This window comes from Actinomycetospora callitridis (assembly GCF_028737265.1).
Classification (GTDB): Bacteria; Actinomycetota; Actinomycetes; order Mycobacteriales; family Pseudonocardiaceae; genus Actinomycetospora; species Actinomycetospora callitridis.
In genome coordinates, this window is the sequence record NZ_JAQZAK010000005.1 from 120,394 (window position 1) to 143,593 (window position 23,200).

Consider the following 23,200-nt stretch of genomic DNA (forward strand, 5'->3'; position numbering starts at 1 on the left):
GCCCACGTGAGGGATCTGGGTCGTCGGGACGACCCGGATCCCTCACGTGCGCGTCAGCGCCTCCCCGTCGGCGCGCCACACGGTGACGACGGCGGGGCGGGCGATGCTCGTCCCGCCGTCGGGCCAGTGCGACGTCGGGTTGGCGAGGCTGCCGTCGTCGGACTCGCCGGGGTGCTGCACCGACACCATCGCGAGCCGCTCCTCGAGCACCGGCCCGCAGGTCTCGGCGCCGCGCGGCACGGTGAGGAACTGCTGGACCCGCCCGCGCTGCGGGCCCTCGAGCGGCACCGCGAACAGCCCGTCGTTGGACCCCAGCGCGTTGCCGTCGGTGGCGATCCAGAGGTTGCCGGCCGCGTCGAACGCGATGTTGTCGGGGCACGAGATCGGGCTGACCTGCTCCTTCGGGAACCCGCCGAAGTAGGTGTCCGCCGCCGCGGGGTCGCCGCACACCAATAGCAGTGACCAGGAGAAGGTCCGCGCACCCGCGTCGTCGCCGGTCTCGACGAGCTCGAGGACCTGGCCGTTCGTGTTCTCGTTCCGCGGGTTCACGGCGTCGACGCCGAGCTTGCCGGGCGTGCCGCGCTCGTCGTTGTTGGTCAGCGCGGCGTAGACGCGCCCGGTCGTCGGGTGCGGCTGGACGTCCTCGGGCCGGTCCATCGGCGTCGGGCCGACGGTGTCGGCGGCGAGGCGGGTGTGGACGAGCACCTGCGCCGCGGTCATACCCGGGACGAACGAGCGCCCGGTGCCGTCGGCGAGCGACTCCACCAGCGGCAACCACTCGCCGCCGCCGTCGGGACCCGGCGCCGGCGCGTCGGCGCCGAACCGTGCGACGTAGAGCGTGCCCTCGTCGAGCAGGCGGGCGTTCGACTCCCGGTCGGCCGCGGTGGCGCCCGGGCGGTGGGTGCGGGACGAGACGAACTTGTAGAGGTACTCGAACCGCTCGTCGTCACCCATGTACACCGCGACGGTGCCGGTGGGCCCGACCCGCACGTTGGCGCCCTCGTGCTTGAAGCGGCCGAGCGCGGTGTGCTTGCGCGGTGTCGACGCCGGGTCGAACGGGTCGACCTCGACGATCCAGCCGAAGCGGTTGGGCTCGGTGGGCTCGCGGGTCAGGTCGAAGCGGGGGTCGACGCGCTCCCACTTGCGGTCGGTGGCGCCCCCGTCCATGCCGTAGCGCGCGAGGGCCGGATCCCCGACGACCTCGCCGTTCGCGAAGTACTGGTCGATGTTCTCCTCGCCGGTGAGCACCGTGCGCCACGGCGTGACCCCGCCCGCGCAGTTGTTGAGCGTGCCGAGCACCGTGCGGCCCTCGGGGTCGGCGCTCGTGCGGACGAGGGCGTCGCCGGCCGCGGGGCCGGTGAGGGTCATCGGGGTGGTCGCCGTGATCCGCCGGTTCGCGGCGCCCATCACCGGGGTGAGCCGGCCCGACGCGGGATCGCGCTCCACCGTCACCACCGACATGCCGTGGGCCGCCATGCCGATGGCGACCTGCTCCGGGGTGGGCGCCTCCGGGTCGTACCCCGGGATCATGAACGGCTCGGTCGAGTACTCGTGGTTGGCGACGAGCAGGGCCCGCCCCGGGCTGCCCGGCACGTCGAGCAGGGCGAGGAAGTCGTTGTTGAACCCGAACTGCCGGGCCTGCGCCGCCGCGGTCTGCGCGTCCGGGTCGAAGGCGGGCGCGCCGGGCAGCACCGGGTCGCCCCAGCGGATGACGACCTGCTGCGCGAACCCGTCCGGCACCACGACCGCGTCCTGCGTGTTCGGCGCCACCGCGGCGAAGCCGAACGGGGAGGGGAGCGGGGCCGGTGCGCGGCCCGCCGCGGGTGCCGGCGAGGCGGAGCCGCCGACGCCGCACGCGGCCAGCGTCCCGGTCATCCCCGCGACCAGGCCCGCCTGCAGGATGCGGCGGCGGCTCAGTGCCGCGCCCGCGACCTCGCGGAACGGCGTGTGGTCCGTCGGGTTGGGCGCCGGTCGCGAGCAGGCGTCGCCGCACCGGTACCGGCAGGCGAGGGCCGGCCTGCCGTGCGGGCGGCGGTGCACGTGGAGGGGGAGCAGGCCCACGGAATCTCCCGTGTGTCCGGATGTGGTGGCCGCGACGACGCTAGGTCCGCGGTGCGTCCGCGCGGGACCGGGAGGGTGAACGGCGGCCGAACAGGTCCGCGACCGGCGCCCCGTTTCGAGCCGGAACGTCGTCGGGCAGCCCCGGTCCCATGCGTGCATTGACATGGCAGGGTCAGGGCGACGTGCGGGTCGAGACGGTCCCCGACCCCACGATCCAGGCACCGACGGACGCGATCATCAAGGTCACGAGCACCGCGATCTGTGGCTCGGACCTGCACCTCTACGAGGTCCTCGGACCGTTCCTCGATCCCGGTGACATCCTCGGCCACGAGCCGATGGGTGTCGTCGAGGAGGTCGGCTCCGAGACCGGCGACCTGAAGGTCGGCGACCGCGTCGTCGTCCCCTTCAACATCTCCTGCGGGCACTGCTGGATGTGCGAGCGCCAGTGGTTCGCCGCCTGCGAGACCACCCAGAACCGCGACCAGGGCATGGGCGCCTCGCTCTTCGGCTACACGAAGCTCTACGGGCAGGTCCCGGGCGGCCAGGCCGAGTACCTGCGCGTGCCGCAGGCGCAGTTCGGTCCCATCAAGGTCCCGGACGGCCCGGCCGACGAGCGCTTCCTCTACCTCTCCGACGTGCTGCCCACCGCGTGGCAGGCCGTCGAGTACGCGCGCATCCCCGAGGGCGGGAGCGTCGCGGTGTTCGGCCTCGGCCCGATCGGGCAGATGTCGGCGCGGATCGCCCGCCACCGGGGCGCCCGGGTCATCGCCGTCGACAGCGTCCCGGAGCGCAACGCCATGGCGCGCCGGCACGGCATCGAGGTGGTCGACTCGAGCGTCGTCGACGACGTCACCACCGCGATCCGTGACCTCACCGACGGCCGGGGCACCGACTCCGCGATCGACGCGGTGGGCATGGAGGCCCACGGCGGCTCGGCGATCCCGCAGCTGGCGCAGAAGATGGTGAACAAGCTCCCGGACGCCATCTCCGCGCCGCTGATGCAGGTCGCGGGCGTGGACCGCACCGCCGCGCTCGTCGGGTGCGTCGACGCCGTGCGCCGGGCCGGTGTCGTGTCGCTCTCGGGCGTCTACGGCGGCACCGCCGACCCGATCAACATGCTGAAGATCTTCGACAAGGGCATCAGCCTGCAGATGGGCCAGGCCCACGTGAAGCGCTGGACCCCCGAGATCCTGCCGCTGCTGACCGACGACGACCCGCTCGGCGTCCACGACCTCGAGACCCACCGGCTGCCGCTCGAGTCGGCCGCCCACGGGTACGAGATCTTCCAGAAGAAGCAGGACGAGTGCATCAAGGTCGTCCTGGCGCCGTGACCGACTCCGAGGAGCCGTCCCTGTACTTCATCGGGACGGCCACCACGCTGCTGCGGTGCGGGGGGTTCACGATCCTCACGGATCCGAACTTCCTGCACCGCGGCCAGCGGGCCTACCTGGGCAAGGGGCTCACGTCGAAGCGCCTGACCGAGCCCGCCTGCACCCCGGCCGAGCTGCCCGCGCTCGACGGCATCGTCCTGTCGCACCTGCACGGCGACCACTGGGACCGTGTGGCCCGGCGGTCGCTCGACCGGTCGCTGCCGGTGGTGACGACGCCCGCCGCGTCCCGCACGCTGCAGTCGCGCCAGGGCTTCCGGCGGGCGCTCGGGCTGCGGACGTGGGAGTCGCACACGCTCGTCCGGCCCGACGGGGCGACGCTCGAGGTGACCGCCCTGCCCGGCCAGCACGCGCCGGGCCCGCTCCAGCGGGTGCTCCCGCCGGTGATGGGGAGCCTGCTGGAGTTCCGGTCGCCGGCGGGCGAGACCCTGCGCCGCGTCTACCTCTCGGGCGACACGCTGCCCTTCGACGGCATCCGGCAGATCCGCGAGCACATCGGTGAGGTCGACCGCGCCGTCCTGCACCTCGGCGGGACGACGCTGCCCGGCGGCATCGTCGTCACGATGGACGGGCGGATGGGCGCCGACGTCCTGGAGACGGTCGCACCGCGACGGGCGACCCCGATCCACGTCGACGACTACGACCGCTTCCGCTCGCCGCTCTCGGCGTTCACCGCCGAGGTCGAGCGGCGCGGCTGGGGCGACCGCGTCGACTACGTGGCGCGCGGCGGGACGATCTCGCTCTGAGCCATGCGCGCCGCGATCTCGGCGGGCATGCCCGGTCCGGGACGCGCGTGCACCTCGCCGGCGTCGTGGAGGACGCCGCAGGTGTCGCAGACCAGGCGCGGGGCGACGTCGCCGCCGCACCCGGTGTGCGTGTAGTGGACGGGCGGTCCGTCGGGGGCGAGCCAGCGATCGCCCCACGCGGTGAGGGCGACGACGACGGTGGCGAGCTCACGGCCCTGCTCGGTGAGCACGTACTCCGGGCCGTCGGTCTCCATGATCCCCGCCTCGACGAACCCCTCGAGCCGGCTGGCGAGGACGTTCGTCGCGATCCCCAGCGAGCGGAAGTCGCCGAAGCGCCGGGCGCCGGCGTAGAGCGCCTTGCGCACGATCAGCAGGCTCCAGCGCTCGCCGACGAGCTCCAGCGCCCGCGCGGCCGAGCACACCTCGCGGTCGTACGTCTTCCCGAGCACGGCAGGAGCCTACGGATTCGCGCTTGCTTCACGCAACCGCAGTCCTCTAGCGTCGCTTGCATGACACAAGCTGCTCAGGACTTCAGCACCACGATCCGGGTGGACCGCCCCCCGCAGGAGGTCTTCGACGCCGTCGCCGACGTGCGTGGGTGGTGGTCCGAGGGCGTGCAGGGGCCCACGCGCGAGCTCGGGGACGTGTTCCTGTTCGAGGTCGAGGGGATCCACCGCAGCACGATGCGGCTGACCGAGGTCGTGCCCGGCGAGAAGATCGTGTGGCACGTCGACGAGGCCTGGATGTCGTTCGTCGCCGACACGGACGAGTGGACGGGCACCGACGTCCGCTTCGAGATCGCGCCGGCCGACGGCGGCGCCGAGCTGCGCTTCACCCACGCCGGCCTGACCCCGGACGTCGAGTGCTACGAGGTGTGCGCCGGCGCGTGGGGCATGTACGTCGCCGAGAGCCTGCGCCGACGCATCGAGACCGGCCGGGGGACGCCGCACGTGCCGGACGCCGGGATCACGGAGTTCGAGGAGGACCTCCTCACGGAGCACGCGGCCGGCTGAGGTCGCCGCCCGGCTGAGGTCGCCGCCCGGTGCAGCGAACGGGTATCTCGCTGCTTCTAGGCGCCGGAACTCCCCGCTCGCGGCGACCTCGCAGTCGGAGGTCCCGGCGCGAACGGGGAGTTCGTGCGCGTAGAAGCAGCGAACAGCGCGTTCGCTGCAGGACCTCAGGCGTCGCGCAGCGTCAGCAGCAGGTGGTCCTTGCCCTTCGGGCTCACGAGCTTCGCGTCCCAGCCCCCGTCGGCCTCCGCGGTGTGGAGGTAGACCTTCGAGGGCGCACGCACCGGTGCCTTGAACACCACGTCGACCGTGAACGCCGGGCCGTGGCGGCCGGCGAGCGCGGCGAGGACGCGGGCCTTGGTCCACATCCCGTGGGCGATGGTGCCGGGCATCCCGAACGCCTTGGCCGCGAGGCCGTTGACGTGGATCGGGTTCACGTCGCCCGAGACGGCGGCGTAGCGCCGCCCGATGTCGCCGGGGATCCGCCAGACCGCGTGCGGGAGCCGGCCCACCTGCGGGTCGGGCTCCGGAGCCGCGGAGGGCTCGTCGTCGGGCGCGGGCGCCCCGCGCACGAAGTACGTGCTCCGCGAGCCCCAGATCTCGACGTCGTCGGCGTCGGTGACCGCGGTGACGAGGTCGACCTGCGCGCCCTTGGGGTGCGCGGCCAGGTGGTCGGCGTGCACGGCGACGCGCAGGGGCTCGCCGACCTCCGGCGGACGCTGCTGGGTGATCACGTTGCGCAGGTGCACCATGCCCGGGGCGGGCAGGGGGAACTCGCGGTCGGTCATCAGCCGCATCTGCAGCGGGAACGCCAGCATGTGCGGGTAGGTCGGCGGCACGACGCCGCCGACGGAGAACCCGCAGACGTGGTCGTAGTCGGCGACCAGCGAGGCGTCGATGCGCACCCCGGGCAGGTCCAGGCGACGGTCGGGCAGCGTGGAGCCGCCCGAGCGCGCCGTCAGCAGCGCCCGCCCGTAGAGCACGCCCAGGGTCGGCGGCCCGTCCAGTGTCTCGACGGTCATCAGGCCCCCAGGAAGTTCTGGCCGTCGACGCGCAGGACCTGCCCGTTGACGGCGTACGAGGCGCCCTGGGCGAACCAGGCGATCGTCTCGGCGACGTCCACCGGCAGCCCGCCCTGGGTCATCGACGACAGGCGCCGCCCGGCCTCGCGCGTGCCGACGGGCATGGCCTTGGTCATCGCGGTCTCGATGAACCCGGGCGCGACGGCGTTGATGGTCGCGTCCTTCTCGACGAGCAGCGGGGCGGTCGCGTCGACCATCCCGATGACGCCGGCCTTCGAGGCGCCGTAGCTGGTCTGGCCGCGGTTGCCGGCGATCCCCGCCATCGACGAGACCGTGACGATGCGCCCGCCGCGGTGGAACACCTCGGAGCCGAGCAGCGCGTCGTTGATCGCGAGCTGCGCGTTGAGGTTGACGTCGATGACCGAGTTCCAGCGGTCGCGGTCCTGGTTGGCCAGCAGCTTGTCGCGGGTGATGCCGGCGTTGTGCACGACGATGTCCAGCCCGCCGTGGCGCTGGGCGTGATCGAGCAGTGTGGCCGGGGCGTGGTCCGCGGTGATGTCGAGCTGCAGCGCGCTCCCGCCGATGTCGTTGGCCGTGCGCGCCAGGGCGTCGCCGGCCGACGGCACGTCGACGCAGATGACGGTGGCGCCGTCGCGGCGCAGGGTCGACGCGACGGTGGCGCCGATGCCGCGGGCCGCCCCGGTGACCACCGCCGTCCGCCCGGCGAGGGGCCTGTCCCAGTCGACGCCCTGACTCGAGCCCGAGAAGCCCGGGACCGTGCCGACGTCGAGGCGCTGCCCGTGCACGAACGCCGAGCGCGACGACAGGAAGAAGCGCAGCGTCGACTCGAGGTCCGCACCGACAGCGTCATCAGCGACGTGCACGAGGTTCACCGTCGCGCCGTAGCGGGCCTCCTTGCCGGCCGAGCGTACGAGGCCCTCGAGCGCGCGGCGCGCGGCCCGGACCGCAGGCGACGTGGCCTCGGCGGGCACGTCACCGATCACGAGGATGCGACCCGAGGGGCCGATCCGGCGCATGACCGGGGTGAGGAAGGCCTGGACCTCGGCGAGGTCGGCGGGCCCGGACAGGCCGGTCGCGTCGATGATGCCGGCCGCGACCTTCGACGACGACGAGCCGCCGCCGACCGCGGCGTTCGGGTCGTCGTGGACCTCGATGCCCAGGTCGGTCAGCAGCGAGCGCACGACCTTCGCGACGCGGCCGTCGGCCGTCGCGGTGCCCAGCAGCGCCGGGCCCGACAGCAGCGGCTGCCCGGGCTCGTAGCGGCGCAGCTGCGGCACCGGCGGCAGGCCGACCTGGCCGGCGATCGCCTTGCCGAAGCCGGAGTTGACGAAGTCGGAGTACCAGTCGTTGCTCATCTTCCTCAGGCCTCCAGGATCGCGACGACACCCTGACCGCCGGCCGCGCAGATCGAGATCAGGCCCCGGCCCGACCCCTTCTCGTGCAGCAGCTTCGCCAGGGTCGGGACGATGCGGGCGCCGGTGGCCGCGAACGGGTGTCCGGTCGCCAGCGACGAGCCCACGACGTTGAGCTTGGCGCGGTCGAAGCTGCCCAGCGGCTCGTCGAGCCCCAGGCGCTCCTTGCAGAAGATCGGGTCCTCCCACGCGGCGAACGTGGCGAGGATCGTCGAGGCGAACGCCTCGTGGAACTCGTAGAAGTCGAAGTCCTGCAGCGTGAGGCCGTTGCGCTCGAGCATCCGCGGCACCGCGTAGGCCGGGGCCATGAGCAGGCCCTCGTCGCCGTGCACGTAGTCGACCGCGGCGGTCTCGGCGTCGACGACGTGCGCGAGCACCGGCAGGTTGCGCTCGGCGGCCCACTCGTCGCTGGCCAGCAGCACCGTGGCGGCGCCGTCGGTGAGCGGGGTGGAGTTGGCCGCGGTCATCGTGGCCTCGGTGTCCGGGTAGCCCGCGGGCTTGAACACCGGCTTGAGCTTGGCGAGGCCCTCGAGCGTCGAGTCGGCGCGCAGGTTGTTGTCGCGCGTGAGCCCGAGGTAGGGGGTCATGAGGTCGTCGAAGAACCCGCGCTCGTAGGCGGCGGCCAGGTTCTGGTGGCTCGCGACCGTGATCTCGTCCTGCGCCGTGCGGCTGATGCCCCACGCGGCGGCGGTCTGGGCGGCGTGCTCGCCCATGGCCATGCCGGTGCGCGGCTCACGGTTCGCCGGGATCTCGGGGACGATCTGGCCGGGACGCAGCCCGGCGAGCGCCTTGAGCACACCCGCGGTCGACTTCGCGCGGTTCGCGGCCAGCAGGACGCGGCGCAGCTCGTCGTTGACCTCGATCGGGGCGTCGCTCGTGGTGTCGACGCCCGCGGCGATGCCGCTCTCGATCTGCCCGAGGGCGATCTTGTTGGCGACGAGCACCGCCGTCTGCAGGCTCGTGCCGCAGGCCTGCTGGACGTCGTAGGTCGGCGTGGCGGCCGAGAGGCGGCTGCCGAGCACGGACTCGCGGGTGAGGTTGAAGTCCCGGCTGTGCTTCAGGACGGCACCGGCGGCGACCTCGCCGAGGCGCTCGCCGGCGAGACCGAACCGGGCCACGAGGCCGTCGAGGGCCGAGGTGAGCATGTCCTGGTTGGAGGCCCGCGCGTAGGCGCCGTTGGACCGGGCGAAGGGGATGCGGTTGGCGCCGACGATCGCCGCACGGCGGGGGAGCGTCGGTCGGGACGATGCGGCCGAGGACGATGTCGGGGGCACGGTTCCTCCCAGTTCGGCTGGAGTCTGCGGGGGCGGTCACGGCAGCGTGACGTGCGCCGTGCCGACGGAGTTACCCGAAAGTATCAGGTACCGTCGGTAACGTGAGCCGTCGTTCCACGCATCACTCCGACGCGGACGTCGGTGGCGCGCGCGACAGCGAGCGCGAGTCCGGCGCCCGGCCTCGCCGTGACCGCCGGTCCAGCCGGTGGGACGAGCACCGCCGCGCCCGGCGTCACGAGCTCACCGCCGCCACGATCGTGGCCATCCGCGCGCACGGCGCCGAGGTGGGCATGAGCCAGGTGGCCGCGCAGGCGCGCACCAGCAAGACCGTCGTCTACCGGCACTTCGCCGACAAGAACGACCTCTACCTCGCGGTCTGCGACCGCGTGGCGGCCACGCTGGTCGGGCAGCTCCAGACGGCCATGCGCGAGGCGTCGGACGACCCCCGCCGCACGCTGGTCTCCGGCATCGACGCCTACCTGGGGCTCATCGCCGCCGACCCCGAGGTCTACCGCTACGTCATGCGCCCTCCGAAGCTCGACCGGCCGGAGAGCGAAGACCCCGTCAGCGACCTCTGCACGGTCATCGGCGACCACATCGCAGAGATCATCTCCACCGAACTGCGCCGTCAGAACCGCGATCCCTCGCCCGCCCAGACGTGGGGCCACGCCCTCGTGGGCATGGTCCGCGCCGCGGGCGACCAGTGGCTGGCCACCCGCCCCGACCTCGAGCGCGAGGAACTGGCCGGGCAGCTGGCGGACCTCGCCTGGTCGGGTCTCTCGCGCACTGTGACGCCCGCTGCGGCGTCGTCCGCCTCCTGACGGGGCACACCCGAGATCACGAACCCGCTCCCCCGGAGGGACCCCGTGAGTAGCCCGTCCAGCCGTCTCTCTCCCGACGACGTCACCGCAGCCACCGTCGCCTCCGTCCAGCGCACCCTCGACGGGCGCTGGCACACCGTGCGCGACGAGATCCGCGACCGGCCCGACTTCGCCGAGCTGCGCGTGGACCCCGGCCTCGACGTCGAGAGCTACCGCGCGGAGATCTGGGAGATGCTCCGGCGCCTCGCCGACGACGGCCACGCGGTGCACGGCTTCCCCACCGCCGTCGGCGGGCGCGGGGACATCGGCGCCTCGGTCGTCTCCTTCGAGATGCTGGCCTTCGCCGACCTGTCGCTGCAGGTCAAGAGCGGGGTGCAGTGGGGCCTGTTCGGGGGCGCGATCCAGGCGCTCGGCAACGCCGAGCAGCACGCGCGCTTCCTGCCCGGCGTCATGGACCTCTCGCTCCCGGGCTGCTTCGCGATGACCGAGACCGGCCACGGCTCGGACGTCCAGTCGGTGCACACCACGGCGACCTACGACGCCGACACCGGCGAGTTCGTCGTCGACACCCCCACCGAGTCGGCGCGCAAGGACTACATCGGCAACGCCGCCCGCGACGGGCGGATGGCGGCGGTGTTCGTGCAGCTCTACACCGGTAGGCCAGGAGAGGAGGCACAGCGGCACGGCGTGCACGCCGTCCTCGTCCCCCTGCGCGACGACGACGGCACGGTGCTCCCCGGCGTCGAGATCACCGACGACGGGCACAAGGAGGGGCTCAACGGCGTCGACAACGGCCGGCTGGCGTTCCACGGCGTGCGCGTGCCGCGCGAGAACCTCCTCGACCGCTACGGCGCCGTCGCCGAGGACGGCACGTACTCGAGCTCGATCGAGAGCGAGAACCGCCGCTTCTTCACGATGCTCGGCGCGCTCGTCCGCGGCCGCGTGAGCGTCTCGGGCAGCGCGGTCGGCGCCGCGTCGCTGGCCCAGACCATCGCCGTGCGCTACGGCGAGGCGCGCCGGCAGTTCGCCGCGCCGGGCAGCGAGGAGGAGATCACCGTCCTCGACTACCTCGCCCACCAGCGCAAGCTGCTGCCGGGCCTCGCGCGCACCTACGCGCTGCGGTTCGCGCAGAACGAGCTCGTCGAGATGCTCCACGACATCCAGACCACCCGGGAGGCGGGCGGGGACGTCGACGAGAAGCGTCAGCGCGAGCTCGAGTCGCGCGCCGCGGGCACGAAGGCGCTCACCACCTGGCACGCCACGGCCACCATCCAGGCCTGCCGCGAGGCGTGCGGCGGGCAGGGCTACCTGTCGGAGAACCGGCTGGGCGCGCTGCGCGCCGACACCGACGTCTTCACGACGTTCGAGGGCGACAACACCGTCCTGCTCCAGCTCGTCGCCAAGGGCCTCATCTCGGGCTACGCCGACGACTTCGGCAACCTCGACACCCTGGGCACCGTGCGCTTCGTCGCCGACCAGGTGCTCGACACCGTCGCCGAGCGCACCTCGCTGCGCCAGCTCGCCGAGCGCCTGCGCGCCGTCGCGCCGGGCCGCGACGAGGACGACGTGCTCGACCGGTCCTGGCAGGTCAAGCTGCTCGACGACCGCGAGGAGCACACGCTCGACGGCCTCGTGCGCCGCCTGCGTCCCGCGCGCGACAAGAGCCTGTCGGCCGAGCGCCAGTTCGCGATCTTCAACAACGCGCAGGACCACCTGCTGCGCGCCGCGCGCAGCCACCTCGACGGCCTGGTGCTCGACGCCTTCGTGCGCGGCGTCGAGGCCGCCGTCGACCCGTCCGCGCGGGCCCTGCTGGGCAAGGTCTGCGACCTCTACGCCCTGTCGGTCATCGAGGAGGACAAGGGCTGGTTCCTCGAGCACGGGCGCATCTCGGCCGCGCGGGCCAAGACCGTGACCGCTGAGGTCAACCGCCTGTGCCAGGAGCTGCGGCCCCACGCCCGCGCGCTCGTCGACGCGTTCGGCATCCCGGAGACCTGGATCGGGGCGCCCATCGCGACCGGCGCCGAGCAGCGCCGCCAGGACGAGGCCCGCGCCCACGCGGCGTCGTTGCACTGACCGAGGGCACCGTCCCGGTGCAAGCCCTGCGTCCTCGCTTGCACTGGGTGCCAGAAAAGCCGCTTCGTCGGATTGCCCCATCGGTGGACTCCGAGTGGAACGGGTACCGGTGGCACGATGACCGCCCGGCCGTCGGCCGGAGCTTCGAGGCGCGAGAGGACTTTCGACGTGACCACTCCGGGCGACGGCTACGGCCAGCAGGGGCAACAGGGCTGGCAGCAGTCCTACGGAGACCAGGGCGGCAACCCGCCGGGCTGGGGCCAGCCGGCCACGCCCCCCAAGCCCCGCAACGGCATGGGCACCGCGGCGCTGGTGTTCGGCATCCTGGCGCTGCTGTCGATCGTCATCGTCTGGGTGCCGTTCCTGGGCATCGTCACGATCATCCTGGCGCTCCTGGCCGTCATCCTCGGCTCCGTCGGGCGGGGCCGGGTCAAGTCGCTGCAGGCCACGAACGGCGGCGCGGCCACGACGGGCCTGGTGCTCGGCGTGATCATGCTGATCCTCGGCGTCATCACCCAGATCCTGGTGATCTTCTTCGCCGTCGCGTTCCTCAACTTCGGCGGCGCCAACTCGCTGCAGCAGCTGCAGGACTGCGTCAACAACGCCAACAACCAGCCGAACCCGGCCGCGGTCCAGCAGGCCTACGAGCAGTGCGGCCAGCAGTTCGGCCAGCAGCTCCCGGGCAGCCAGCCGGAGGGCGAGGGCGGCTGATCCCGCCCCCCCGCGACGACGACGGCCCCCGCACCCTGATGGGTGCGGGGGCCGTCTTGTGTCGGGTGTCCGGACCGGGCGATGAGCCGCCTCGCGGCGCGCGGCACAGCAGGGCTTCAGCCGAACGATCGTCCCTGGAGGCCTTCTTAAATGAGACCCGGGGGCACATGGCGCCCGGCCCGGACGTCTCATTGAACCGCATGAGGGGGCCGCGTGTTCCCGGGTGGGGGCGGAAATCGTCGGTGCCCGGTCGGACCGACGCGACACGCCAGGGCCGGTGCGCGACCGACGATGTGGCGATCCTGGCGTCCAACGCAAGCGAAGCCGCAGGGCTTGCACGCGGAGCGTGCAGGTCAGCGGGGGAGGACGGCGAGGGCGTCGGTGACGGCGCGCAGGGGGTCGGCGGAGGGCCTGTTGACGACGGTGAGGTCCTCGTCACGCCCGCGTCGGACCATGGTCGTCGAGCCCCCGCCGTCGAGGGACGCGGCGACGGGCGCGCCGAGGTCGGTGAGCAGGCGCCCGAGCTCGGCGAGGGTGGTGCCGATGCTCGCGTCCTGGCGCCCGTCGACCGTGACGAGCCACAGCCGCCGCCCGTCCGCCGACAGCCCGACCGCGGTCCGGGGCGCGCGCTCGGTCGCCTGCAGTCCCGGCAGGGGACGCCCGGCGCGCGCGAGCGGCAGGGCCCCGACGGCGACGCGCAGCGGCGGGGAGTCGACGGCGTCGAAGCGGTAGTCGACGGCGACCCGGGTGCCGACGGGCAGGGCGCGCAACGACGCCGCGCCCTGGTCGCGCCCGACGAGGGCGAGCGTCCCGGCGGGCAGGCGGCCCTCGCCGGGCGGGCCCACCGCGGTGACCCGCCCGCCGGCTACCCGGACCTCGAGCGTGTCGGTGCTGCACCCGGCGCGCGGGTCGGTGTCGGAGCCGCAGGTCGCCGCCTCGCGGGACGCGTCGCCCCACGCCGGGTCGAACACCCCGACGCCGCCCACCGGCACGGCGTAGCCGTCGAGGCCCGCCAGCGGCACCGTGCGGCGTCCCGCGACGAGCCGGCCCCGGAACTGGACGCGGGCGAGGTGCGCGCGCCCGGCACGGTCGATGCCGACCACCGTGTCGGCGTCCTCCCCGGGCGGCACCGGCGGGGCGGGACGCCGGCCCACGGGCACCCCGGAGCTGCGCGGCGCCCCGGCGACGATCTCCGCGCCGACCGGGGCACCGCTGCCGCCCTCGTCGAAGAAGCCGCCGTTGATCGCCGCGACCGCCCCCGCGCGCCCGGCGAGCTCGGGCACGGTCGCCACGGCCGCCACCGTCGGCGGGGTGAGCAGGTCGACGCGGACGGCGGGCGAGGTCAGGTCCACCTCCACGACGTCGCCCCGGAGCGGACCGCCCCGCGGGTCGGGCAGGGTCGTCGTGAACTCGCGGTACGACGTGCCGGGGAGGTCCGGCGCGCCGCGCGGGGCGAGGAGCTGGTCGAGCACCCGCCCGTCCGGGGGCGGTGGCGCGGGCGCGGCGGCCCCGAGGGCGAGCACCCCGGCCAGGGCGAGGGCGAGCGCGGACCGGCGAGGGCCCACACGCACCTCCGGGTCCGTCGGTCGACCCTGGTGACCCTGCTGGGACGGACGATCATGCGAGGCCCGACACCCCGACCCGTCGCGTTCTCCGCCCGTCCGTGTGAGACGGCAGGAATTCGGACAACCACGTCGTTACCGCTCGCGGGTCGGTATCGTCACACCGGGGAACCGACCGACCACCGCGTCCGTTGGCGAACGCGACACCCCGAGCACGACGACGGCGATGGCGAGGAGCAGGCGTGACGGTCCCGTTCTGGGCATGGGCAGCCACGATCGGCGGGATCATCGTGCTCGTCGGTATCGACATCTGGCACGCGCGATCCCCGCACGAGGTGAGCTTCCGCGAGGCCACGCTGTGGTCGGTCATCTACGTCGCGGTGGCCGTCGCCTTCGGCGTGATCCTGCTGTTCACCATGGGCACCCAGTCGGGCACCGAGTACTTCGCCGGCTATCTGGTCGAGAAGAGCCTCTCGGTCGACAACCTGTTCATCTTCGCGGTGATCCTCGGGCAGTTCGCCGTGCCCAAGCGTCACCAGCAGAAGGTGCTGCTCTGGGGCGTCATCGGCGCGCTGGTGATGCGCGCGATCTTCATCGCCATCGGCGCCGCGGTGATCTCCGCGTTCGCGTTCGTCTTCGTCATCTTCGGCCTGTTCCTGATGTACACGGCGTGGACGCTGATCAGGCAGCACGGTCAGGAACCGAAGGACATGCACGACAACCGTGCGGTCAAGGTGGTCCGCCGGTTCGTCACCGTGCACGAGGACCAGGGCGACCACGAGGGCGAGTCCGACGACGGCCGGCTCACCGCCCGCGTCAACGGCAAGTGGGGCGTCACGCCGCTGTTCATCGTCGTCGCGGTGATCCTCTCGGTGGACCTCGTGTTCGCGCTCGACTCGATCCCCGCGATCTTCGGGATCACCCAGAACTCGTACATCGTCTTCACGGCGAACGCGTTCGCGCTGCTGGGCCTGCGGGCGCTGTACTTCCTGCTGGTCGGCCTGCTCGACCGCCTCGTGCACCTGAGCTACGGGCTGGCGTTCATCCTGGCCTTCATCGGCGTCAAGCTGATCCTGCTGTACCTGCACGAGGACGTGAACCCGGCGATCCCGGAGATCCCGACCTGGCTGTCGCTGGTGGTCATCGTCGCCACGCTGGCCGTCGTCACGGTCACCAGCCTGATGTCGACGCGGAACGCGACGAGGGAGACGTCCGACGACGGCGGGGACGACGACACCCCGGCCGTCAGCGAGGACGGGACGTCGGCGGGCTCTGCCGGCCAGCACGGCCAGCACGGCCAGGAGACCGCGACGACGACCGACGCCGAGCAGACGGGCTCGCGCTCGCAGTCCTAGGATCTCCGGCGTGGTGGCGGATCGGGACCGGGACGAGGCGGGACGCGCGAAGAACTCGCGGCCCCGCGACGCCAGCGGCCGTCCGCTGCCCCGTGGCGCGACGGGCGTGCCCCGGCCCGACGAGGAGGAGGATCTCCCGCCGGACGAGGTGTTCGCCCGCGCGCAGGACCTCCTCGACCGGGACCGGCCGTTCGACGCCCACGACGTGCTCGAGGGCGCCTGGAAGGCCGCACCAGCCGACGAACGGATGCTCTGGAAGGGCCTGGCCCAGCTCGCCGTGGGCCTGACCCACGAGCAGCGCGGCAATCCGCGCGGGGCGTCGTCGTTGCTCCGGCGCGGCGCGGAGACCGTCGCGGAGGCCCCGGCGGCGGCCGCCCGCCACGGCGTCGACCCCACCGCCCTCGCAGGGTGGGCCGCCGCCCGCGAGGTCTCCGGCCCCCTCGCCCCGGGGCTCGTGCTGCGGCAGCGCTGACCGTTTCGGGCCGCCCGCCGATCGGGGACCCGAAGGGTGAGCACGCAACAGCCACCCTCGAGGAGGACACCCGGAATGGCCGGCGCACTGGACGGACTGCGGGTCGCGATCATCGCGACGAACGGCGTGGAGCAGGTGGAGCTCGAGCAGCCCCGCGCTGCGGTCGACGAGGCGGGCGCGCGCAGCACGCTGGTCTCGCTCTCCACCGACGCGATCCAGGCGATGAACTCGGACATCAACAAGGGCGACACGTTCACCCCGGACGCGGCGATCTCCGACGTCTCGGCCGACGACTTCGACGCGCTCGTCCTGCCCGGCGGGACGATCAACGCCGACCAGCTGCGGCAGAGCGGCGACGTCGTGTCGTTCGTGCAGGCGATCTTCGCGGCCGGCAAGCCGGTGGGCGTGATCTGTCACGGGCCCTGGACCCTGGTCGAGGCCGACCTCGTGCGCGGCCGCACGCTGACGTCGTACCCGAGCCTGCGCACCGACATCCGCAACGCCGGCGGGAACGCCGTCGACGAGGAGGTCGTGGTCGACAAGGGCCTGGTCTCGAGCCGGAACCCCAACGACCTCGACGCGTTCTGCGCGAAGATCGTGGAGGAGTTCGGCGAGGGCACCCACAGCGTCCACGACGAGGGCGCCACCGCCCAGGCATGATGCCCGCGTGACCGACCGCCCCGGGCTCTTCGACCCCGTCCTCGCACGTGGGTCGGCCCGGGCGGCGGTCGGCGACGACGCGTGGGTCGCCGCCCTGCTCGAGGTCGAGGCGGCCCTCGCCGCGGCGGCGGCCGACGTCGGCACGCTCGACCGCGACGACGCCGACGCCATCGCCGAGGCGTGCCGTCGCCCCGTGGACGCCACCGTCCTCGGCGAGCAGGCCGCCGCGTCCGGGAATCCGGTGGTACCGCTGGTCGCCCATCTGCGAGGGGCGTTGAGCGGCTCGGCGGCCTCCGGGGTCCACCGTGGCGCCACCAGCCAGGACGTCATGGACACCGCGGCGATGCTGGTGGCGCGCGCAGCGATCGGTGCCGTCACGGCCGATCTGCGCACCGCCGCCGACGCGGCCGCCGGCCTCGCCGCGGCACACCGCGACCGCCCCGCCGCCGGGCGCACCCTGCTGCAGCAGGCGGCTCCCATCACGGTCGGGCTCCGGGCCGCGGGATGGTGCTCGGGACTGGACGCCGCCGCCGCCGCGCTCGCCGCCTGGCGGCCCGCGGTCCAGCTCGGCGGCGCCGTCGGCACCCTCGCGGCGTTCGACGGCCACGGCCGGGCCGTGCGCGCCGCGTTGGCCCGGCGGCTCGACCTCGTCGATCCCCCTCTCGCGTGGCACACCGAGCGCGGACGGATCGCCGAGCTCGCGGGCCTGCTCGGGCGCGCCGGCGCGGCGGTCGGCTCCGTGGCCACCGACCTGGTGCTGCTGGCCCAGACCGAGGTCGGCGAGGTGCGCGAGGACGTCCCCGGTCGCGGCGGGTCCTCGACGCTGCCGCACAAGCGCAACCCCGTCGCCGCCGTCTCCGCACGGGCCGCCGCCGTCGCCGCGCCGGGCCTGGTCGCCTCGGTGCTCACCGCCGCGTCGCTGCACGAGCACGAGCGCGCCGCCGGGCCCTGGCACGCCGAGTGGCGGCCGCTCGCCGAGCTGCTGCGCACCGTCGGCTCCGGGGCGGCCTGGCTCGCCGACGCGACCACGCACCTCGCCGTCGACCCGGACCGCGTGGCCGCCTCCCTGGACGTCACCGGCGGTCTCCTGCTGGCCGAGCAGGCCACCACCGGGCTGCGCGAGCGGCTCGGGCACGCCGCCGCCAAGGACCTCGTCACCACCGCGGCGAGCACCGCCCAGGACGAGCACCGGCCCTTCGCCGACGTGCTGGCCGAGGCCCTCGCCGGTCTCGGGGACCCGCCCGCCGACCCCGCCGCCGAGGCGCGCGCGCTGCTCGACCCGGCCCGCGCCGTCGGCGAGGCCGCGGCGCTCGTCGACGACCTGCTCCGATCACGGGGGACGCAGCATCCGGACGAGCACGCCGATAGGGGAGCTCGACCCTGGAACACCGAGGAGAACCCGTGAGCCCGCACCCCTCCACCGAGCACTGGGACCCCGCCGGCGAGGAGGTGCGCCGCGCGGTCCTCGGTGACGCCCACGTCGACCGGGCCGCCGCGAACACCGATGACGTCACCGCCGACTTCCAGGACTTCATCACCCGGTACGCCTGGGGCGGCATCTGGACGCGGCCCGGGCTCGCCCGCCGCGAGCGCAGCATCGTCACGCTCTCGGTGCTCGCGGCCCTGCACCACGACGGCGAGCTCGCGATGCACGTGCGGGCGGCCCGCCGCAACGGCCTGACCCGCGAGGAGATCCAGGAGGTCCTCCTGCAGGTCGGCGTGTACGCCGGCGTCCCCGCGGCCAACCGGGCGTTCGGGGTCGCGCAGCAGGTGCTGGCGGAGGAGGAGCCGGACGGCTGAGGTGCGCCGCGCCCGGACCCGGTGACCGCTACTACCGTGGTCGGCGCAGTACCGTCACGGGCGCCTGCGGCGAGGACGGGCGACGGCGACGACGAGCGGGGGCCGATGGAGCGCGCGGGAGCGGGTCCGGCGACGTGTCCGGCGACGGGGCCGGCGCGGCGGAGGACCCGACGCGGCCGTGTCGCGCTCGCGGGCGCGGCCACGGGGCTGGCCCTGCTGCTGAGCGCCTGCTCGTCGAGCCTGCCCAGCGGCACCCCGCCGATCCCCACGTTCCCGGGCCCCGGCGCGGCGCCGGCGACGAGCGCGCCGCCGCCCCGCAACAGCATCCTGCCGACCGACTGCGACCAGGTGCTGCCGTCCGACCAGGTGCCGAACTACCTCGGCCTGCCCCTCGGCACCGTGCGCGTCACCGACCTCCGCGACGTCCCCGCGCCCTCGGTCGGGCGCCTCGAGCGGGTGACGTGCAACTACACCTCGCTCGGCGGCCCCGGCGCACCGCCGGCGGACACCCTCATCCTCAAGGTGCTGACCAGCGGGTACACGACCCCGGAGGCCGCGAGCGCGCAGTCGCGGGTCAACCGGGACGCCCAGGCCAGCTCCGGCGTGCCGGCCCAGCCCGTGCCCTTCGGCGCCGCCGAGGCGGTGTTCTACCCCGACCCCGAGGGCCCGGTGCTGGTGGTCGTCTACGGCCGGGTGACGGCCAGCTTCACGCTGACGCCCGACCGCCCGGTCCCGGAGGAGCAGGCCCAGCCGGTGCTCGTCGACCTCGCGCTGCGCGCCCTGCCCGTCCTCGTGCCGCAGGCCGGGTCCTAGGCGCGGACGCGCCGGGGCCCTCGAGCTCGTGCGCGGCGTCGGGAACCTGCGCATCGGGGCGGACGACCCCCGCGACGACGCGCGGCGGCTCGTCGCCCTCCTCGTCGCCGGTCTCCGCCCGTCCTGGGTCACACCGCGTCGACCGTGCCGCGGATCGAGGCGAGGAAGGTGTCGAGCCGGACGCGCAGCCCGGCCACGCGCTCGTCCAGCGGGTGGCTGAGGTCGGGCATGATGCTCGGGGTCGCCTTCTCGAGGCGCGTCGTCGCGGGGCAGGCGAGGTCGTCGCAGATGTAGGTGCCGACGGTGTTGCCGTCGCGCCCGACGGCGCCCGCGCGCGGCGCGGTGAAGAGCGTGACATCACCGCCCGAGCGGGTGGTGCGGCACAGCGCGCACATCGCCGTCCGCCGGGGACCGTCGCCCGCGGCGGGACGCAGGAGCACACCGGTGACCGCGCCCTCGTGGAGGCTCACGAGGTACGCCCGCTGCGGCATGCGCGGATCGCGCCAGCCGACGAACTCGACCTCCTCGAGGTCGGTGCCGACGACGTCGTCGGCGAGCGTCATCCGCTTCGCGTCGCCCTTCGAGCAGTTGATCATCGAGCGGCGCACGGCATCGGCGGTCAGGACGGTCACGGGCGGGCTCCCGGGGTGGACGTGCGGCGTACCCCGGCACGGTACGAGGACGTCACACCGCGGGGCTCGACGAGGCGTGCCTATAGTTGACCGAACCTAACGGTCTGACGGTGGAGGCCATGTGACGGCGAGGGCGGACGCGGCGGTCGCACCGGCGGTGGCTCACCCGGGGCCCCGCTACAAGTGGATCGCGCTGACCAACACCACGCTCGGCGTGCTGATCGTCACGATCAACATGTCGATCCTGCTCATCGCGCTCCCGGACATCTTCCGCGGCATCGCGCTCGACCCGCTGCGGCCCGAGAACATCAGCTACCTGCTCTGGCTGATCATGGGATACCTGGTGGTGACGGCCGTCCTCGTCGTCACCTTCGGACGCGTCGGCGACATGTTCGGCCGCACCCGGATGTACACCCTCGGGTTCGCGGTGTTCACCGTGTTCTCGATCCTGCTGGCCGTGACGTGGCTCAAGGGCGACGCGGGCGCGATCTGGCTGATCTCCATGCGCGTCCTGCAGGGGATCGGCGGCGCGCTGCTGCTCGCGAACTCCACGGCGATCCTCACCGACGCGTTCCCGACCCACCAGCGCGGCCTCGCGCTCGGCATCAACTCGATCGCCGCCATCGCCGGGTCGTTCCTCGGACTGATCATCGGCGGGGTGCTGGCCCCGGTGGCCTGGCACCTCGTCTTCGTCGTCTCGGTGCCCATCGGCGTCGGCGGCACGATCTGGGCCTGGGCCAAGCTCCGGGAGACCAGCGAGCGCCACGAGGGCCGCATCGACTGGTGGGGCAACGTCACCTTCGCCGTCGGCCTCGTCGCGGTGCTGATGGGCATCACCTACGGCATCCAGCCCTACGGCGGGCACGTCATGGGGTGGACGAGCCCGACGGTCCTCGTCTGTCTCATCGGCGGCGTCGTCGTCCTGGCGGTCTTCGTGGCGATCGAGCGGCGCGTCCCGCACCCGATGTTCCACCTGTCGCTGTTCGGCATCCGGTCGTTCACGGCCGGGAACATCGCGAACCTGCTCTCCGCGCTCGGGCGCGGTGGCCTGCAGTTCATCCTGATCATCTGGCTGCAGGGCATCTGGCTGCCGCGTCACGGCTACGACTACGAGTCGACGCCGCTGTGGGCCGGCATCTACATGGTCCCGCTGACCATCGGCTTCCTGGTCGCGGGACCGCTCTCCGGCGTGCTCTCCGACCGGCACGGCGCCCGCTGGTACGCCGCGGGCGGCATGCTCGTCGCCGCCGTGAGCTTCCTGCTCATGGGGTTCCTGCCGGTCGACTTCCCGTACTACCTGTTCGCGATCCTGCTCGCGGTCAACGGGCTCGCCATGGGCCTGTTCTCGTCGCCGAACCGTGCCTCGATCATGAACAGCGTCCCCGCCCGCCAGCGCGGCGCGGCCGCGGGCATGACGGCGACGTTCCAGAACGGCGCCACCGTCCTCTCGATCGGCATCTTCTTCTCGATGCTGATCCTGGGGCTCGCCTCGACGCTGCCCGCGGCGCTGTTCCACGGGCTGACCGGGCAGGGCGTGCCCGCCGACGTCGCGGGCCGCATCGCCGAGCTCCCGCCGGTGAGCACGCTGTTCGCCGCCCTGCTCGGCTACAACCCGATCGAGACCCTGCTCGGCCCCGGCGTGCTGTCCCAGGTCGGGCCGCAGCAGGCGGGGTTCCTCACCGGTCGCAGCTTCTTCCCGGAGCTGATCTCCGGCCCCTTCGCCGACGGGCTGTTCCTGGCGCTCGGCTTCGCGGCGGTCTGCTGCCTCGTCGCCGCGATCGCGTCGCTGTTCGACAGCGCGAAGCCGTCGGTGCGAGAGGCCGGTGGGGTCGAGATGGCGCCCGGCGAGGCGCTGGGGGAGGACCGGAGCGACCCCGGGCCTGGGGCGCGCCCCGTCGCCGTGGCGGGCCGCATCCTCGCGCCCGACGAGGCGCCCGCCGCGGCCGTGCTGACGCTCGTCGACGCCCACGGATACGAGGCCGACCGCGCGGAGACCGACGACGAGGGCCGCTTCGCGCTCAGTGCCGGCGGGCGCTCCGGGGACTACCTGGTGATCGCGACGCCCCGCGGGCGCGGTGCGGCCGCGCCGTCGGCCACCCGGGTCACGGTCGACGGGTCGCCGGTGCACGTCGACGTCGTGCTGCGGGAGCGTGCGGCCGTGCGCTGAGCCACGCTGGGCCGGTCGTCCGAGCAGCCTCACACGAACGCCGCACGTCAGTCATGAGTTCGTCAAGAACCGCTGACAGCGTCGGTGTGCGTGACCGGCTTCGACGAACCAGAGCGACGGCCCCGGACCCTGAGTGCCGTGACCGTGATGCTCACGGCCGCGGCGGGCGCGATCGACGTCGTGACCTACTTCGCCTTCAACCAGGTCTTCGCCTCGACGATGACCGGCAACCTCGTGATGCTCGGGCTGGGCCTCGGGCAGGGCGACGTCGCCCAGATCGTCGACAACATCTGCGCGATCGGCGGCTACTGCGGCGGCCTGATCGCGGGCACGGTCGTCTGCGGGCTGGCGATGCGTCGCTGGCCGTGGCGCAACGCCGTCGGCGCGACGCTGACGTTCGAGCTCGCGCTACTCCTGCTGCTCGGCGGGTTCTGGTACGGGGTCGACGAGGAGGGCCCGCTCGTCCAGTGGAAGGTCGTCGTCCTGGTCGTCGGCTCCGGGCTGGCGATGGGCGTCCAGGCGGCGGCCGTGCGCTACGTCGGCCCGGCCGGGACCCCGACGAGCTTCATGTCCGGGACGATCACCAACTGGGTCTCGAGCCTCGTCGAGCTGCACAAGCCGTTCACGTGGAACTGGAACTCCCCGCTGCGCCTGCTCGCCGTGATCGCCGCCGCGGGCGGCAACGCCGTGGTCCAGCGCTTCGCCCCCGACTGGTCGTTCGTGGCGCCCGTGGCGCTCGTCCTGGTCGCGATCGTGCTCATGGCCGTCGTGACCCGGGCCAACAGCGGCGGGCTCACCGCCGGCGAGCCGCAGTTCGCCCCGGACCCGCGCGAGGAGGTCCCGGACGCCGACGCCCGCGAGGAGACCGACGAGGAGGCGGGCGTGTCGGCGGGCCCCGTGCACGGCCGCGTCCTCGGGCTCGACGGCGGCGCCCGCCCGGCGGTGCTGACGCTGGTCTCCGACGGCGGCGAGCAGGTGGGGCGCGTGCACACCGAGGTCGACGGCACCTATCAGCTCGACCCGCCGGGGTCCGGTGACTTCATGCTCGTCTGCACCCCGCACCGCATGGGGGGACGGGCCGCCCGGCCCCGCGCCGTGCTGATCTCGGTCGACGGCCGCCCGGTCGTGCACGACCTCGTGCTCGGCGCGGCGCCGGGCGAGAGCGACCACGAGCCGGTGCCGACCTGACCGGGGCGCCGA

General features: G+C 73.7%; 21 protein-coding genes and 1 pseudogene. 15 read left to right on the plus strand and 7 right to left on the minus strand.

Translation table 11 applies throughout. From position 1 onward, the window contains the following. Positions 1-42: 42 nt before the first annotated feature. Entirely contained in the window at positions 43-2,061 is a 2,019-nt protein-coding gene (locus PH191_RS17875; protein WP_274195975.1) for a PhoX family protein, read from the minus strand. A 149-nt stretch (positions 2,062-2,210) separates the two neighbouring features. Here PH191_RS17875 and PH191_RS17880 point away from each other — a divergent pair, with 149 nt between their 5' ends. Further along, complete coding sequence (locus PH191_RS17880) at positions 2,211-3,392, plus strand: zinc-dependent alcohol dehydrogenase (RefSeq protein ID WP_274195976.1); 1,182 nt, start codon at positions 2,211-2,213, stop codon at positions 3,390-3,392. Beyond that, a complete protein-coding gene (locus PH191_RS17885; protein WP_274195977.1) occupies positions 3,389-4,195 on the plus strand; it encodes an MBL fold metallo-hydrolase in 807 nt (268 codons plus the stop codon). Before PH191_RS17880 ends, PH191_RS17885 begins: the two co-directional genes overlap by 4 nt. Here PH191_RS17885 and PH191_RS17890 read toward each other — a convergent pair. Next, a complete protein-coding gene (locus tag PH191_RS17890) occupies positions 4,162-4,644 on the minus strand; it encodes a winged helix-turn-helix transcriptional regulator (protein WP_274195978.1) in 483 nt (160 codons plus the stop codon). The two genes, PH191_RS17885 and PH191_RS17890, sit on opposite strands and share 34 nt — an antisense overlap. A 60-nt stretch (positions 4,645-4,704) precedes the next feature. Here PH191_RS17890 and PH191_RS17895 point away from each other — a divergent pair, with 60 nt between their 5' ends. After that, positions 4,705-5,208, plus strand: a complete 504-nt coding sequence (locus tag PH191_RS17895; RefSeq protein ID WP_274195979.1) for an SRPBCC family protein — start codon at positions 4,705-4,707, stop codon at positions 5,206-5,208. A 164-nt stretch (positions 5,209-5,372) separates the two neighbouring features. Here PH191_RS17895 and PH191_RS17900 read toward each other — a convergent pair whose 3' ends face one another. Genes PH191_RS17900 through PH191_RS17910 form a run of 3 tightly spaced genes read right to left on the minus strand, consistent with a single transcriptional unit; the run spans position 5,373 to position 8,934 of the window. Further along, entirely contained in the window at positions 5,373-6,227 is an 855-nt protein-coding gene (locus tag PH191_RS17900) for a MaoC family dehydratase (RefSeq protein ID WP_274195980.1), read from the minus strand. Beyond that, entirely contained in the window at positions 6,227-7,603 is a 1,377-nt protein-coding gene (locus PH191_RS17905) for a 3-oxoacyl-ACP reductase (protein ID WP_274195981.1), read from the minus strand. The genes PH191_RS17900 and PH191_RS17905 overlap by 1 nt, the downstream gene beginning before the upstream one ends. A gap of 5 nt (positions 7,604-7,608) precedes the next feature. Continuing rightward, the gene (locus PH191_RS17910) at positions 7,609-8,934 is read right to left on the minus strand and encodes an acetyl-CoA C-acetyltransferase (protein ID WP_274195982.1); all 1,326 of its coding nucleotides are present in this window, start codon (positions 8,932-8,934) and stop codon (positions 7,609-7,611) included. Positions 8,935-9,035: 101 nt separating this feature from the next. On the opposite strand from PH191_RS17910, the gene PH191_RS17915 reads away from it, so the two are divergent. The 3 genes from PH191_RS17915 (at position 9,036) to PH191_RS17925 (ending at position 12,539) form a co-directional block, all read left to right on the plus strand. Next, a complete protein-coding gene (locus PH191_RS17915; RefSeq protein ID WP_274195983.1) occupies positions 9,036-9,755 on the plus strand; it encodes a TetR/AcrR family transcriptional regulator in 720 nt (239 codons plus the stop codon). A 45-nt stretch (positions 9,756-9,800) separates the two neighbouring features. Then, the gene (locus PH191_RS17920) at positions 9,801-11,828 is read left to right on the plus strand and encodes an acyl-CoA dehydrogenase family protein (protein ID WP_420791820.1); all 2,028 of its coding nucleotides are present in this window, start codon (positions 9,801-9,803) and stop codon (positions 11,826-11,828) included. 168 nt (positions 11,829-11,996) lie between these two features. Continuing rightward, entirely contained in the window at positions 11,997-12,539 is a 543-nt protein-coding gene (locus PH191_RS17925; RefSeq protein WP_274195984.1) for a DUF4190 domain-containing protein, read from the plus strand. Positions 12,540-12,892: 353 nt separating this feature from the next. Here PH191_RS17925 and PH191_RS17930 read toward each other — a convergent pair whose 3' ends face one another. Beyond that, on the minus strand, positions 12,893-14,104 hold the full coding sequence (locus tag PH191_RS17930; RefSeq protein ID WP_274195985.1) for a phosphodiester glycosidase family protein: 1,212 nt from the start codon (positions 14,102-14,104) through the stop codon (positions 12,893-12,895). 239 nt (positions 14,105-14,343) lie between these two features. Here PH191_RS17930 and PH191_RS17935 point away from each other — a divergent pair, with 239 nt between their 5' ends. The 7 genes and pseudogenes from PH191_RS17935 to PH191_RS17965 all read left to right on the plus strand — a co-directional run. Next, positions 14,344-15,456: a TerC family protein gene (locus PH191_RS17935; RefSeq protein WP_274195986.1), complete on the plus strand. Its 1,113-nt coding sequence runs from the start codon at positions 14,344-14,346 to the stop codon at positions 15,454-15,456. 10 nt (positions 15,457-15,466) lie between these two features. Continuing rightward, positions 15,467-15,928: a DUF309 domain-containing protein gene (locus tag PH191_RS17940; protein WP_337994072.1), complete on the plus strand. Its 462-nt coding sequence runs from the start codon at positions 15,467-15,469 to the stop codon at positions 15,926-15,928. A 75-nt stretch (positions 15,929-16,003) separates the two neighbouring features. Beyond that, a complete protein-coding gene (locus tag PH191_RS17945) occupies positions 16,004-16,588 on the plus strand; it encodes a type 1 glutamine amidotransferase domain-containing protein (protein WP_274195987.1) in 585 nt (194 codons plus the stop codon). Between the two features lie 7 nt (positions 16,589-16,595). Continuing rightward, complete coding sequence (locus tag PH191_RS17950; protein ID WP_274195988.1) at positions 16,596-17,993, plus strand: lyase family protein; 1,398 nt, start codon at positions 16,596-16,598, stop codon at positions 17,991-17,993. Then, the gene (gene pcaC / locus PH191_RS17955; protein ID WP_274195989.1) at positions 17,990-18,388 is read left to right on the plus strand and encodes a 4-carboxymuconolactone decarboxylase; all 399 of its coding nucleotides are present in this window, start codon (positions 17,990-17,992) and stop codon (positions 18,386-18,388) included. The genes PH191_RS17950 and pcaC overlap by 4 nt, the downstream gene beginning before the upstream one ends. A 105-nt stretch (positions 18,389-18,493) precedes the next feature. Then, positions 18,494-19,201: a hypothetical protein gene (locus PH191_RS17960; protein ID WP_274195990.1), complete on the plus strand. Its 708-nt coding sequence runs from the start codon at positions 18,494-18,496 to the stop codon at positions 19,199-19,201. Between the two features lie 16 nt (positions 19,202-19,217). After that, positions 19,218-19,319 (plus strand): annotated as a pseudogene (locus PH191_RS17965) (TetR family transcriptional regulator); the annotation flags it as partial. 10 nt (positions 19,320-19,329) lie between these two features. On the opposite strand, the gene PH191_RS17970 reads toward PH191_RS17965, so the two are convergent. Further along, positions 19,330-19,833: an FBP domain-containing protein gene (locus PH191_RS17970; RefSeq protein ID WP_274195991.1), complete on the minus strand. Its 504-nt coding sequence runs from the start codon at positions 19,831-19,833 to the stop codon at positions 19,330-19,332. A 121-nt stretch (positions 19,834-19,954) separates the two neighbouring features. On the opposite strand from PH191_RS17970, the gene PH191_RS17975 reads away from it, so the two are divergent. Both PH191_RS17975 and PH191_RS17980 read left to right on the plus strand, forming a co-directional pair. Then, positions 19,955-22,000 carry an MFS transporter gene (locus PH191_RS17975; protein WP_274195992.1) on the plus strand — a complete coding sequence of 682 codons (2,046 nt, stop codon included), beginning with the start codon at positions 19,955-19,957 and terminating at the stop codon, positions 21,998-22,000. 147 nt (positions 22,001-22,147) lie between these two features. After that, the gene (locus tag PH191_RS17980; RefSeq protein ID WP_274196186.1) at positions 22,148-23,188 is read left to right on the plus strand and encodes a YoaK family protein; all 1,041 of its coding nucleotides are present in this window, start codon (positions 22,148-22,150) and stop codon (positions 23,186-23,188) included. The last annotated feature ends 12 nt before the right edge of the window (positions 23,189-23,200 follow it).

Coding starts and splice junctions, on each gene's coding strand:
- PH191_RS17905 (WP_274195981.1), bottom strand. CDS start 7,603: ATGAGCAACGACTGGTACTCCGACTTCGTCAACTCCGGCTTCGGCAAG.
- PH191_RS17960 (WP_274195990.1), top strand. CDS start 18,494: ATGGAGCGCGCGGGAGCGGGTCCGGCGACGTGTCCGGCGACGGGGCCG.
- PH191_RS17945 (WP_274195987.1), top strand. CDS start 16,004: ATGGCCGGCGCACTGGACGGACTGCGGGTCGCGATCATCGCGACGAAC.
- PH191_RS17880 (WP_274195976.1), top strand. CDS start 2,211: ATGCGTGCATTGACATGGCAGGGTCAGGGCGACGTGCGGGTCGAGACG.
- PH191_RS17980 (WP_274196186.1), top strand. CDS start 22,148: ATGCTCACGGCCGCGGCGGGCGCGATCGACGTCGTGACCTACTTCGCC.
- PH191_RS17900 (WP_274195980.1), bottom strand. CDS start 6,227: ATGACCGTCGAGACACTGGACGGGCCGCCGACCCTGGGCGTGCTCTAC.
- PH191_RS17895 (WP_274195979.1), top strand. CDS start 4,705: ATGACACAAGCTGCTCAGGACTTCAGCACCACGATCCGGGTGGACCGC.